9 protein-coding genes are annotated in these 12,343 nt (G+C 60.1%); 3 read left to right on the top strand and 6 right to left on the bottom strand.

Annotated features, from left to right (window positions below):
* The first annotated feature begins 402 nt into the window (after positions 1–402).
* Positions 403–1,578 (top strand): porin, encoded by a 1,176-nt coding sequence (locus AWB74_RS42005; RefSeq protein ID WP_061152430.1) that lies wholly within the window; start codon positions 403–405, stop codon positions 1,576–1,578.
* A 679-nt stretch (positions 1,579–2,257) separates the two neighbouring features.
* Here AWB74_RS42005 and AWB74_RS42000 read toward each other — a convergent pair.
* The 5 genes from AWB74_RS42000 to AWB74_RS41980 form a co-directional block, all read right to left on the bottom strand.
* Positions 2,258–4,627, bottom strand: coding sequence for a PAS domain S-box protein (locus AWB74_RS42000; RefSeq protein WP_061152431.1), 2,370 nt, complete (start codon positions 4,625–4,627; stop codon positions 2,258–2,260).
* A gap of 191 nt (positions 4,628–4,818) precedes the next feature.
* Positions 4,819–5,631: a poly(3-hydroxyalkanoate) depolymerase gene (gene phaZ / locus AWB74_RS41995; RefSeq protein ID WP_061152429.1), complete on the bottom strand. Its 813-nt coding sequence runs from the start codon at positions 5,629–5,631 to the stop codon at positions 4,819–4,821.
* A gap of 1,019 nt (positions 5,632–6,650) precedes the next feature.
* Positions 6,651–7,994 carry a PQQ-dependent sugar dehydrogenase gene (locus AWB74_RS41990; protein ID WP_061152428.1) on the bottom strand — a complete coding sequence of 448 codons (1,344 nt, stop codon included), beginning with the start codon at positions 7,992–7,994 and terminating at the stop codon, positions 6,651–6,653.
* Positions 7,995–8,592: 598 nt separating this feature from the next.
* On the bottom strand, positions 8,593–9,912 hold the full coding sequence (locus tag AWB74_RS41985) for a PQQ-dependent sugar dehydrogenase (RefSeq protein ID WP_061152427.1): 1,320 nt from the start codon (positions 9,910–9,912) through the stop codon (positions 8,593–8,595).
* Positions 9,905–10,357, bottom strand: a complete 453-nt coding sequence (locus tag AWB74_RS41980; RefSeq protein WP_061152426.1) for a DUF2231 domain-containing protein — start codon at positions 10,355–10,357, stop codon at positions 9,905–9,907. Before AWB74_RS41980 ends, AWB74_RS41985 begins: the two co-directional genes overlap by 8 nt.
* Before the next feature lie 165 nt (positions 10,358–10,522).
* Here AWB74_RS41980 and AWB74_RS46695 point away from each other — a divergent pair, with 165 nt between their 5' ends.
* A complete protein-coding gene (locus AWB74_RS46695; protein WP_160110391.1) occupies positions 10,523–10,699 on the top strand; it encodes a hypothetical protein in 177 nt (58 codons plus the stop codon).
* 600 nt (positions 10,700–11,299) lie between these two features.
* Positions 11,300–11,545 carry a hypothetical protein gene (locus AWB74_RS46145; RefSeq protein WP_143749476.1) on the top strand — a complete coding sequence of 82 codons (246 nt, stop codon included), beginning with the start codon at positions 11,300–11,302 and terminating at the stop codon, positions 11,543–11,545.
* Positions 11,546–11,680: 135 nt separating this feature from the next.
* Here the strand turns inward: AWB74_RS46145 and AWB74_RS41975 are convergent, their stop codons facing one another.
* The gene (locus AWB74_RS41975) at positions 11,681–11,968 is read right to left on the bottom strand and encodes a hypothetical protein (protein ID WP_235024915.1); all 288 of its coding nucleotides are present in this window, start codon (positions 11,966–11,968) and stop codon (positions 11,681–11,683) included.
* Between the last annotated feature and the right edge of the window lie 375 nt (positions 11,969–12,343).

Here is a 12,343-nt window from a genome sequence, read left to right as displayed (position 1 = left end):
TCAGCAATAGAATCCGGTCGCTCAAGCGGCCATGATGCTGCTTGCTCGCTTGACACGAGCCCGCTAATGGGTGTGGGTAAAACTGAGCCTTGAAGCAGGGGGGAGGCAGGGGTAAGGGTAGGTCAGAATCCAACAAATACAAGACCATCGCCTGTCATTGAAGTGTGCGTGCGTTCGGAGGCAAGCGTTCAGGGAAACTGAGCGTCATTGGGTAGCAACGCAAGATTCGACGTCTGCGCTGTTGCGATTGAGCGACAGGCACCGCCCGCGAGTAGCTTCGGATGCCGAACAGAAGTTATCGTTTTACGGACGAGCAACTTCTCCGCAGAGAGGACGTGACGTCGCGTACGGGGTGGTGTGAAGCGTTTAAAGAAAACAGTCTCCGAACCCTGGGAGTTACGAATGAAGAAAACCCTGATCGCCGGCGCGGCGCTGGCTACCTTGGCCGGCGCGGCGCAAGCGCAAAGCAACGTGACGCTTTACGGTCTGATCGACGCGGGCATCACCTACACGAACAGCCAAGTAACCGGCGGAGCGGGTGGTCACAGCAACTGGCAAATGACCAGCGGTGGCGTCCAGTACAGTCGCTGGGGGCTGCGCGGAGCGGAAGATTTGGGCGGCGGATTGCAGGCTATCTTCACTTTGGAAAACGGCTTCAACGTGAACAATGGCCAGTTGTCGTCGGCCAACCGCATCTTCAACCGCTTGGCCTACGTCGGAGTGTCCAGCCGTGACTTCGGCGCTCTGACGTTGGGTCGTCAAACCGACGGGATGGTTGACTTCGTAGGGCCGCTGTCGTTGACCGGAACGCAGTATGGCGGTACCCACTTCGCACATCCGTTCGACGTCGACAATCTGAACGATTCGTTCCAGATTAACAACTCGGTCAAGTACCAGAGCCCGGATTTCGCCGGCGTCAGGCTCGGCGCCCTTTATGGCTTCTCTAACCAAGCCGGCGGCTTCGCGAACAACCGTGCGTACAGCGTCGGCGCGTCGTACAGCTGGGGACCATTGAACTTCGGCGCGGGATACCTGCACCTGAACAACTCGGCCGCCACCCTGGCACAGCTCAACACGGGCGGCGCCGTCACCGATACGTTGGGGACCTCGCTGTCAGGCGCCCTCACTCCGACCGCAGTGCCGTTGGGTGCACTTGCTCGCCGACAGCAGACGTGGGGCGGTGGCGTCAACTATGCGTTCGGTCCGCTGGTGGCGGGCCTCGTATATACGCAAACGAACCTGACCGAACTCTTCCTGACGGGCTTCAACACCCACTTCCAGAACTATGAAGGAAACATCCGATTTGCGCTGACGCCGGCCGTTATGTTGGCGGCAGCCTACACCTACTCGCGCGCCGGTGGAAATGCCGGTGGCGGCGCTCCGCACTGGAACCAGGTGAGCGCGCTTGCGAACTATGCCTTCTCGAAACGCACGGACGTCTATATCCAAAGCACCTATCAGAGCGTGAGCGCGCGTGCTGGCAATCCGCTGGGTGTCGCCTGGATCAACGGTGTGAGTTCACCCGCGTCGACGTCCAATCAGATCGAGGCCACCGTGGGCGTGCGTCACCGTTTCTGATGCGAAGCTGGAATCCGGAGACTGCGCGACGAGCCGGGGCCGGGAGCCCCCGACTCGGGGCTGAAGCGTTATAACGGCCGGCGCGCCTTCCCAAACCAGCCATCGGTTCGACGACAAGATCCGTGCTCTTGTCGCGATCGAATGTTGGCGGATTGCACCGCTTGCGTGTTTTGAGAGCGTCTGGTGCTTGCGATCAGTGGTCGTGAGCCGCCGTGTCATCCGTTAAGCCGACCAAAAATCGGCGATGCCTCCGATTCGAACAACCGGGCGCGCACTGTGACGCTGGAAGTCATTCCCCGGCCTGTTTGTTTTGGATATTAGCCGACCCGTCGTATCGTCAAAGCGCGACGTGAGTGTGAGTTCGCCGATGCAGGATCCAGCCGTGCCGCGAACCCAATATTTCACCTTCGGCAAACCGCCCCATTGCCGACGTACAACTCAGTCCAATGGCCGATGTCCGTGCGTGAGCCATCAGTCGGAGCTCGGCCAATTGGGGACTTCCTTAGGTACCGTCAGCCTGCCCCTCGAATGACCGCAGCTCGTCGCTCAGCGGCCCGTCATAGCTGCGGTCTAGCTTCGCACAGTAAGTGCGACGAAGCGTCGACATGGTCGACAGAGCGCAGCGCGCGACTCAGTCGCGCCGTACTGCCTGCGTCCGTCCTCGCGCCAGCATTCCCCGTCAAGCGTTATCCCTCCGCGCTTTACGAAGCGCTGCATCCAACTGGTCAACTGCGTAGGGCTTGCGAAGGCTTTGCCAATGAAAGTCGCCTGGGTTGATGTCTTGAACGGTATCACCGGATGCGAAGATGACCGAGATGCCCCTGCGCACCGTCGCGATGCGATGAGCCAGCTCGATACCGGAAAGGTCGGGCAGGTGCACATCGGTGAGGAGCACGTCGAACGGGGCTTTATCGACTGCGTCCAATGCGGACTGCGCGCCGGACGCGGTTGTTGGGCTATGCCCTAACATTCGTAGCAGTTCACTTACCGCATCGCGCGTCGGCTCGTCATCTTCTACGACTAGTACGCGAAGACGCATGCGCTCCGCGACCTCGGACGTGCTTGCAGAAACAGAGCCTGCGCCGTCTTTCAGAGGCAGTCCCTCGGAGCCCAAGACCTGTCGGACTTTTGACGCGAGCTCCTTGCGGCTGTACGGCTTGCTAATGAGTTCGACGTTGGGGTCCAGGCGGCCGCCGTGAACAATCGCGTTTTGCGTATAGCCCGAGGTGAAGAGGACGCGCAAATGTGGCTGCAACTGAACGGCACGTCGTGCCATTTCAGGACTTTTCAACGTTCCCGGCATCACGACGTCTGTGAAGAGAAGGTCGACGTGAACGCCGCTGCGGAGCACTGCAATGGCCTGGTCAGCGTTGTCTGCCTTCAGCACGGTGTAGCCCAGGTCGGTAAACATCGCGATCACCGTCGCCTGCACCTTGGTGTCGTCCTCTACTACAAGCACCGTCTCGCTGCCTCCCATGGCGGGAGCGTTAAGTCTGGTTGTTGTTTCGCGCGCTTCGGCGGACGTCCGCGGCAGGTAGATGCGCACTGTAGTGCCATGCTGAGGCTCACTGTAAATGCGGATGTGTCCGCCGCTCTGCTTCACAAAGCCGTAAGCCATGCTGAGGCCCAAACCGGTTCCTTGACCTTCAGGCTTCGTGGTAAAGAACGGGTCAAACGCTTTCTCAAGCACATCGGCCGACATCCCGCATCCAGTGTCGGTCACGCCGAGCATCACATATTGACCAGTCGGCACGTCCGAGAGCGAGCGCACGTAGTCGTCGTCAAGCATCGCGTTTGACAATTCGAGCGTCAGCTTGCCACCATCGGGCATCGCGTCACGCGCGTTGATTGCCAGATTTAATAGAACGTTTTCAAGCTGGTGAACATCGACGAAAGCATTCCAAAGGCCGCCGGACACCACTGTTTTCACTTCGATGGTTTCTCCAAGTGCCCGGCGCAGCAGGTCGTCCGTGCCGCGTACCATCGTTGCAAGGTTGACGGGCTCTGGTCGAAGCGCCTGGCGCCGACCAAACGCCAATAGCTGCGAGGCGAGCGTTGCGCCGCGTTCGACCGCCTGAATTGCGTTGCCGAAACGCTCCATTGACCACTGATCCCGGGCGCACCGCGTTTGCAGCAACTCGAGGTTGCCACGCAAAACCTGCAGCACGTTGTTGAAGTCGTGGGCCACGCCTCCAGTGAGCCTCCCGATTGCCTCCATCTTTTGCGCCCGAAAAAGCGCGGCTTTTGTCTCCTCGAGGAGCCTGTCAGCTTCTCGCTTCTCAGTGACGTCTCGAGTAATTTTTGCAAATCCAAGCAGGGCGCCGGAGTCGTCGCGGATGGCATCAACGATTACGTGCGCAACGAATCGAGTCCCGTCGCGGCGCACACGCCATCCTTCTGCTTCGAAACGTCCCTCAAGGGCTGCAATCTCGAGCGCACGCCGCGGCAGACCGGCGGCTGCGTCTTCCGGTGTGTAGAACCGGGAAAAGTGCGAGCCCATTATCTCCTGCGCGCTATAGCCCTTGATGCGCCGTGCGCCGTTGTTCCAGTTGGTGACAAAACCGTCTGGCGACAGCATGTAGATGGCATAATCGGAAACGCCGTCGACAAGTAATCGGAATCGACGCTCGCTTTCGATTACCGCCTCGTGAGCCTTCCGTTTCTCGCTCTCGTCGCGTACCAGTTTCACGAAGCCAACTTGGGTGCCGTTTGTATTTACGAGCGCAGTTGTCACGACGCTCGCCCACAACACCGATCCGTCCTTTCGTTTCCGCCACCCCTCGATCGCAGAGCTACCGCTTTCGCGTGCCCGGCGGAGTTCAGCTTCATACGCCCCTCGATCCTTTGGATCATCGGGAAGCAAGACGGTCGAATGCGTTCCGATGATTTCGTCAGGGCTGTAGCCATAGATGGCCTCTGCTCCGGCGTTCCACGTCGAAACGACGCCATCGGGCGTTATGGCGAATACTGCGAGTTCGGTGACGGACCTGGCCCACTCCGTTGCCCAATAGTCAGCGGTGGACCGATCCGGCTTCTCGTTGCGATACATGTCGTTCAATTTTTGTACAGAGACGCCGTCCATTTTACAAGCGCTAGCGACAAGTCCAAGAACAGAACGCACTCAAACTCGCGGCATGTTCCGTAAAAATTACTTGGTACACGACGTCGCGTAGTAAGCTCGACATGCCGAGCCATCGGGTAAGCATCGTTTAGATGCCAAATTGAGCGTGGGCAGTCGGATCAGGATTCACACGGTGCTTGGCGCTGGAGGAAGTCCCGAACTAGAGCAGCTATTCTGTCTGTTTGCGTGACAAGAAACAGATGCCCATCATCAATGACATGAAGGGCAGAGCAACGAACGCACGCTGCGATTATCTTCGCATTGATCAGAGGGACGATTGGATCGTCGTCCCCATGTATGACGAGCGTGGGCTGTGGCAGGCGTCGCAGCCACAGCAAGCTGCTCCATCCCCACAGTGCAAGAAGCTGATAGATGTAGCCACGCCCATTGGGCGTTCGTATATGGTGGCCATGCTCCTTGAGCAACTGGGGGTCGCGTCTGTACGCCCCACCATATATCTCAGCGCCAACCTTTTGGAGGAAGGCGGGGTCCCGGTACCGACGGGGACCTAGCATCTTCAAAAGGACTGATAGGCGAGCGGGAAACATGATTACGCCCGGAGTTGTGGCCGCTAGCACGAGTCGTCGACAGCGCTTCGGATACCGACGCGCGAACTGTTGCGCGAGTGCGCCTCCCCACGACACGCCCAGCACATCAACCGGTCCGTCGTAGCCGATTTCCGTTAGCAGCCTGTCCGTCAGAACGCACAACGTCGAGAAGCGGTATGGTTTGCGCGGAGTTGGCGAACCGCCCACCCCTGGGACATCGAAAATAATGACTTCAACATCGCTCAGCGCCTCGACAAAAGGTTCGAGCAGTTCCAGATTGGCGCCGATTCCGTTGAAGATAAGAAGGGGCGGCAAAGCAGAGTTGGCGCGGCGAATGCCGACGCGAATAAGTTGACCGTCGAGATCGACCGACTGAATTTTCATGACGACCAAGATGAGAAGTGGTAGTGGCGACCCGCGCAAGGCGGAGTTGATCGTTGCGCTGGCGAAGAGTCCAAAAGCAACGATCTCGCGATTTCCCCGCAGCGCGGGTATCAGAACGCGAAAGCGAAATCAGGCCGCGACGCATAGCAGCTAACGGCGACAACTGATCACGGCTGCCCGAAGCAGTCGTTGCTTTGGTTACGTCTCCATTCTAGAGACGAGCGGTCAACTGCTCCCCTCTCTCGAAGGGAGGGGCTGAAGAAGTGGCTCGTTCCTCCTTCTCCTGCCGTTCGGCGACCGCAACGAATCCACTCGCCCGCCGGTGGCCCGTCGGTCGCCTCGGTATATTGGTGAATAAAATTCCACATTCGCCGCTTGTTCGCCTTCGCAAGAAGGGTCGGAGTGACGGACTTGCCTGCGGAAGGTGAAAGGCACGTGTCGCAATTCCTCTCGGTGTCTCATGCACGACAGGGAATCGTATGTCGCTTCGACGACTGTAAAGGCCAACGTTGCGCCGGCGACAATGGCGAGCGAGTGGCCGTCGGACTCCGTCAAGAGACGCTCGGCTTAGCGAAAGCCGACCGGCCGAAGTGGGTCGGGCAGAGCCATTCCGCTGGCGCGAGCGGTTTGACATAACGCCGTCGCCATCGTTAGGATCTCTTCATAGTTGTCGATCGCCGTGGCTTGTCGGATCGAAATGCCACCGTGTGTGGACCAACTTGACCGAGCTCGGACAACTGAGGTGATGCGCCCCAATCAAGGGGGGTACTGTTGGGGGACGCTTGCTGGCGCTGCCCTTCAAGATCTTTCACGGCCGGATGAACACGATTTTCCGGCGTGAAACATCCTCCCAACGCGGCACACAGCAAGACGATGATTAATTTCTTCATGTTTGCTCCCCTCGCTCGTGACGCATATTCGCGCCATTCGTTTGATCTGGTCAGCGGGGCGCTGACGGCCATTACGATGTGGAGCCACGTCGCGGATGTGGGCCATTATATTGCGCGGCTGTGGTCACTTCACCGCGCCGTCGGCGAGACTGTTGATTTCACCTGGTTGCGTGGCGCGACCCGCCAGACAGCGTTTCCGACGTCGTCAGCCACGAGCAAGGCGCCATGTGCGTCCAATGCCACGCCCACGGGCCGGCCCACAGCGTGGCCGTCTTCTAACAGGAAACCGCTCAGGAAATCCTCGGGCGCGCCGGCGGGCTTTCCATTGACGAACGGAACAAACACCACCTTGTAACCAGTGCGCGGCTTGCGGTTCCATGATCCGTGCTGGCCAACAAACGCGCCTCCGCGATAGTGAGCCGGGAACAGCGTCCGGTCGTAAAAAGCCAGACCCAGCGAAGCCGTATGATTGCCGAGGGCATAGTCGGGAACGACGGCCTTTCCGACCAGATCGGGGCGTTGAGGTTTGACGCGGGCGTCGACATGCTGCCCGTAGTAGCTGTACGGAAAGCCATAGAAGGCGCCCTCTTTCACGGCGGTCATGTAGTCCGGAACAAGGTTGTTCCCGAGATCATCACGCTCGTTCACTGCCGTCCACAATGCGCCGCTGTCCGGTTGCCAGGAGAGTCCGTTGGCGTTGCGCAGACCCGTTGCATAGGGTCTCAAACTGCCGGTATCCACATCGAACTCAAGGATTCTCGCTCGCCCTTCTTCCGCGTCGATTCCATTTTCCCCAGCGTTGCTGTTCGATCCTACCGTGATGTATAGATGTTTTCCTGAATGATCGGCGAGGACATTTTTAGTCCAATGGTGGTTGATCGGCCCCGCCGGCAGGTCCGCAACCTTGGCCGCGGCGCTTGTAATCGAGGTGGCGCCAGGCACATAGTCGAACCGCAGCAACGCGTCTGTATCAGCAACGTAGAGATGGTTACCAACGAGCGCAATCCCGAAGGGCGAGTGCAGGCCGCGCAGAAACACGGTCTGCATTGTCGCGACTCCGCCGTCGTCCGTGTCGCGCAAGAGTACGATGCGGTCGGGGCTCGGCACGCCGGCGCCCGCGCGCTTCATGACCTGTCGTCTGATCCATCCGAATAGGCCACTTCCTTCGTCGTGCTCTCGCGGCGCGTCGCTTTCCGCGACCAATACGTCGCCATCGGGCAAAGTGTAAAGCCAGCGCGGGTGCGCAAGACCACTGGCAAACTGCGTGACAGTAAAGCCAGCGGGTGCGGTGGGTAGAAATCCCGCCGGGCGTTCCTCGACGGGCGCAATGTTGACCATAGGAACCAGCCTCGACTCAGGTTCCGGGAGGGAAGGCGACTTACCAAAACCCGTGTCGCTGAAACTCGACGGTCCAATCGCGCAAGATGCCAGTGGCAAAACGAGTGAGACAGTCAGAAAGTTGAACAGGCGCATATTTATTTTCGGCAAGGGTGTCAGTCGACAGTAACCGGACCGCACAGCAAGAAACCGTCCTCGAACCCCATTTGCAGCGCGTCACCTCCTTTGCATTGCGCTGGCCGAGACCGGCTGCGCCGAGGGCGGCCGCTGAGTGCGGGGTAGCGGGTTCGTGCTGGGATATAGGTAGGAGCGGGCGATGCGGGGGTATTGGCGAAAGGCGATCCCACCGCGTTATTGCAGCTGCCGCCTAAAGCTGACCTGGGAGCCGGGAAGTCCTTGCACCCTTGACGCATGATTCGAGCCGCCCGAGCCACGCGTTGCGTTCGTTCCACGGTTGAATCGCCCTATTTTCCGAAGCCGGGTAATCAAACGGTCCTCGGAGAGTAGTTCACCCCAGGTACAAGCCATCGGTTCCATAGATATCCGCACCGACGAAGTTGCCAACATGCCGTCCGTCATGCGTGCGGAGTTGATCGTCGACTCGATAGCCAAATGAGATGCCGCTCCAAGTCCACAACCAGCTCATTTCCGGCCCCGCTGCCTCGCGGGCACATAGCTCAGTGGCGGCGCCATGGTCCTTGCCAAAAGAAGCCGACAGGATTTGCGCAGAGGCTCACCCGCCAGCGCCGGTCACGCGCCACACAGCGTTGCCGACGTCATCGGCGATCAGCAGGCCGCCGTCGCCATCCTGCGCGACACCCACTGGCGCACCATACAGTTCCTTCTGATCCGGCGATGTAAATCCCGTCACCACATCCTTTGGCGCGCCGACCGGCGTGCCGTTCTCGAACGCCACGTATGAGACTACGTAACCGCTCAACGGCGAACGGTCCCAACTGCCATGCTCGCCGATGAACGCACCGCCGCGATACTGCGCCGGCAGCTTGTCGCCGGTGTAGAACGTCAGCCCGAGCGGCGCGACATGTGAGCCGATCGCGAAGTCCGGCGCAATCGCCTTGGCGACGAGGTCCGGCCGCTGCGGTTGAGCGCGCGGATCGACGTGCTGCCCGTAGTAACTGTACGGCCAGCCATAGAAGGCGTTCTCCTTAACCGACGTCAGATAGTCGGGCACGAGGTCTGCGCCGATCTCATCACGCTCGTTCGCGATCGCCCACAGGCGCCCCGTCTTCGGCTCCCATTGCAGCCCGGTCGGATTGCGAATGCCCGCGGCGTAAATGCGGCTTGCGCCGGTCGCCGTATCGACTTCGAGCACGTCCGCACGCCGGTACTCGACGTCCAGTCCGTTTTCGCCGACATTGCTGTTCGAGCCGACGCCCACATACAGCTTCTTGCCGTCGCGGCTCGCGAGCAGCGCTTTGGTCCAGTGATGATTGATCGTATCGGGGAGATCGGCGACCTCCACGCCGCGCTCGCTGATGCTAGTTTCACCCGCCTTGTAGGGAAACTTGAGGATCGCGTCCGTATCGGCGATATAGAGTGTGTCTCCGACGAGCTGCATACCGAACGGCGAATGCAGATGGTCGATGAACACATGCCGCTCCCATTCGCCGCTGCCGTTCGCAGGCTTTCTCAGCAACGTGATGCGATTCGCGCCTTTGGCCTTTTTGCCCGACTTGCTCTCGATCAGTCCGGCGATGAGCTGCTTCGGCGTGGTCACGGCTTCTTCGTTCGGGCTGTTCGATTCCGCCACGAGCACGTCGCCGTTGGGCAACGTGTACACCTGACGAGGATGCACGAGTCCATCGGCAATCTTCTCGATCTTCAGGCCGTCGGCGACCTTGGGCATCGCGCCGTTTTTCCACCCGACATGTTTCGGAACCTGCATCGGCGGCGCGAAGAAGTTGCGCGCCTCGGGCATCGGTGGATGCGCGCCTGCCTGATGCGCCGCGTCGTACTCTGCGTGATCATTGCATCCGCTCATCAACGCTGAAATCGCAGCGACGAGCGCGCTGGCTGCGATGAGCTTATTCATGGGCCGCCTCCGCGAGATTGAGCCGGTTCATCGCCATGGCGACGTGCGCAATGCTCAGCAGCACGACGGTGATGACCGAGAGAATCACGTTCTCGGGGACCATCGCATAGGCGTCGCGGCTGTGCACGAATGCATTGACGAGCGCCGCGACGATGCCGAGCAGATTGAGCCAGAAGTCGGCCCTTTCGATACGCGACACGCGGCGGCGCCGCTGCAGCCATACGTGACCCAGATTGAGCAGACGCGGAATGATCGCGATGATGAGGCCCGCGGTGACGAGCCACGCCGCGCCCTTGCCCCAGAAGACATTGCGCGTGCTCATGTAGGTGATGTCGAAGATCAGGGTGCCGACGAAGAGCCCATAGGGGATGGGATTTAGCAGCTCGAAGATCGCGGGCGCGAGCCGCGATGGATGACGGCGGGCGGAGACGGGCACGGTGGACATGGTTTTCTCGTTCGATGCCGGAGCCGGCGTTTGTGATGCTTCCGGCTCTGCATTAGCCATGCCTGAAGCCTTCGATTGGCTGTCGGGTGTGAGTGGGCATGTCAGGTGCTGCGGCACAGGGACATACTTGGTCGGCGTCGCGGAAGGCAGACGCGAGGAGTCGAAATGAAACGATGGATGAGTGCAGTGGCGCTGACTGCGCCTTTGGCTTTCGGAATGGCCGCCTGCAAGAAAGCGCACGACGCGGGCAACGACAGCATGAGCGCGGGCGGCGGAAAGATAGAGGCTTCAGCATCCGCGAGCGGCAGCGGCAGCGGCAGCGCGGTGCCGACTCGTAGGTAAGTTTTCTGGTTCCGAACCGTAGCGCCGCGGGCGCCATCGATACGCCGCCGCGCGTGGGCTGTCCAGCCTTCAGCTCATCTAACGCGCAAGCGGAAGAACGCGTTCCAGCTCCGACTGCATCGCTCCCGCACTGAAGGAGCCCTTCAGCGCGCATGGTTGCGAATTCAACGTGAGTGCGAGTCTCGGCGTGGCCGTACTGCAGCCCGGGAACCGCGCCGCTGCGTTAGAATTCGGATCTAACCGTGAGCCTCTCGCGGTCCATAAAGTCTCCGGTCTTCCGCCTTTTTTCGATGCCTCGCAGCGCCACCCGAACCTCCCGCAAATCCGGCCGTTCGCTCAGCCCTCGCCGCCCGATGACCCGCTCGATGTTGCTACCACTGCCGGTGGCGTCGACCGAAAAGATGTCGCTTCAGATTCACTTGGCCTTAGCGGCTTGCCGCCGCCCAAAGCGAGGCAACTCGTATCAGTTCAATGAATTGCTGCGCGCCCTCTACATCACCTACAACCTGCAAGAAATGGGTTTTGGCACCCTCCCAATGCAGGTATATGGGAGTGCCGAACTCGGAATGAACTCCGCGCTGTCGAACGCGAAGCGGGAGCATGCCTGGTTCAATCGACGCACCGACCGCTTCACTGCTCGAACAGATTCTGGCGCTTCATGACGAACAATTGCGTTCGATCGCGCTCAAAGATCTGACCGCTGCGACTGAGCGCCTTGAGCGCTTCATCGGCAGTCAACGGGCGTCACCGCTGCCCGATGCGATTCGCGCCGAAGCGCGCAAACTTGCGGCAGACAGAATTTTACGAGAGCCCCAGCCGCCCACGCGTGACGACGAAAGCGCGTAGTCACGACTTGCCTACCGTCTTGACATAATGAAAGTAACGCATTTTAGTTAGTACACCGAAACGCCTACGACGTTGCAACGCTTGATTGTTGATCAAAGTCATCTCGACGGCATGCTTTGTCGGCAAGAGCGATCGTTATTGCATGCGCGCCGCACTGGGCAGCGGCGAGCTTCGTCCGCTCAGCGTGAACCGATCCAGGCGCGCGCACGCGTCCACGTACACATAGCTGGGCACACCATCAAGCTGGCGGTCCCCTTGCCGCAGGATCGCCTCGAACAGCGGCGCGTCGTCCGGCTCAAAGCGCCACACGCTTTCCCGCTCGGCCTTTTCCAAACAGCGTTCAAGCGCGGCTTCGGCCCGCACATACACCATGAGGTCGGTGTCGCCGTACCCAGCGTCCTGGACATAGAAAGTCAGGTACACGAGCCGCACCAGCTCATTGACCAGAAAAGCGCTACCGGTTTCTTTTTTGCAGGCCGCCCAAGTCAGATGACGCGCCAGGGAGGCCTCGCACCGCGCTCTCGGGCAGCGGCAAGAGCATCGCCTTGGTGAGGGAGCCGTGGGATTTTCGGGCGGACAAGCGGACGGATTTTCGGTTCGCGTGGCGCGTAGACATCGGGCGGCAAGGATCGGAGGACGGACTGATCACGGGATCAGTGTAGCAGAGCCCCTTATCCGCGATTTACAAATAAAGGATGAGCGCTTGGCCGGGTATGCCCGTAGGACTAAACCGCTCGCGCGGTAGGGGCTACGGTCCGACGCTGGTGGTCAGTGAGAGGCCGGTCACCCGGCTTTATG

This window comes from Caballeronia arvi (genome assembly GCF_001544695.2).
GTDB lineage: Bacteria > Pseudomonadota > Gammaproteobacteria > Burkholderiales > Burkholderiaceae > Caballeronia > Caballeronia arvi.
This window is presented reverse-complemented; position numbering and strand designations above follow the sequence as displayed.

Excerpts from the sequence above, each read along its gene's own strand:
- AWB74_RS42000 (WP_061152431.1), bottom strand. The coding sequence starts at position 4,627 with ATGTATCGCAACGAGAAGCCGGATCGGTCCACCGCTGACTATTGGGCA.
- AWB74_RS42005 (WP_061152430.1), top strand. The coding sequence starts at position 403 with ATGAAGAAAACCCTGATCGCCGGCGCGGCGCTGGCTACCTTGGCCGGC.
- phaZ (WP_061152429.1), bottom strand. The coding sequence starts at position 5,631 with ATGAAAATTCAGTCGGTCGATCTCGACGGTCAACTTATTCGCGTCGGC.
- AWB74_RS41990 (WP_061152428.1), bottom strand. The coding sequence starts at position 7,994 with ATGCGCCTGTTCAACTTTCTGACTGTCTCACTCGTTTTGCCACTGGCA.
- AWB74_RS46145 (WP_143749476.1), top strand. The coding sequence starts at position 11,300 with ATGCCTGGTTCAATCGACGCACCGACCGCTTCACTGCTCGAACAGATT.
- AWB74_RS46695 (WP_160110391.1), top strand. The coding sequence starts at position 10,523 with ATGAAACGATGGATGAGTGCAGTGGCGCTGACTGCGCCTTTGGCTTTC.
- AWB74_RS41985 (WP_061152427.1), bottom strand. The coding sequence starts at position 9,912 with ATGAATAAGCTCATCGCAGCCAGCGCGCTCGTCGCTGCGATTTCAGCG.
- AWB74_RS41980 (WP_061152426.1), bottom strand. The coding sequence starts at position 10,357 with ATGTCCACCGTGCCCGTCTCCGCCCGCCGTCATCCATCGCGGCTCGCG.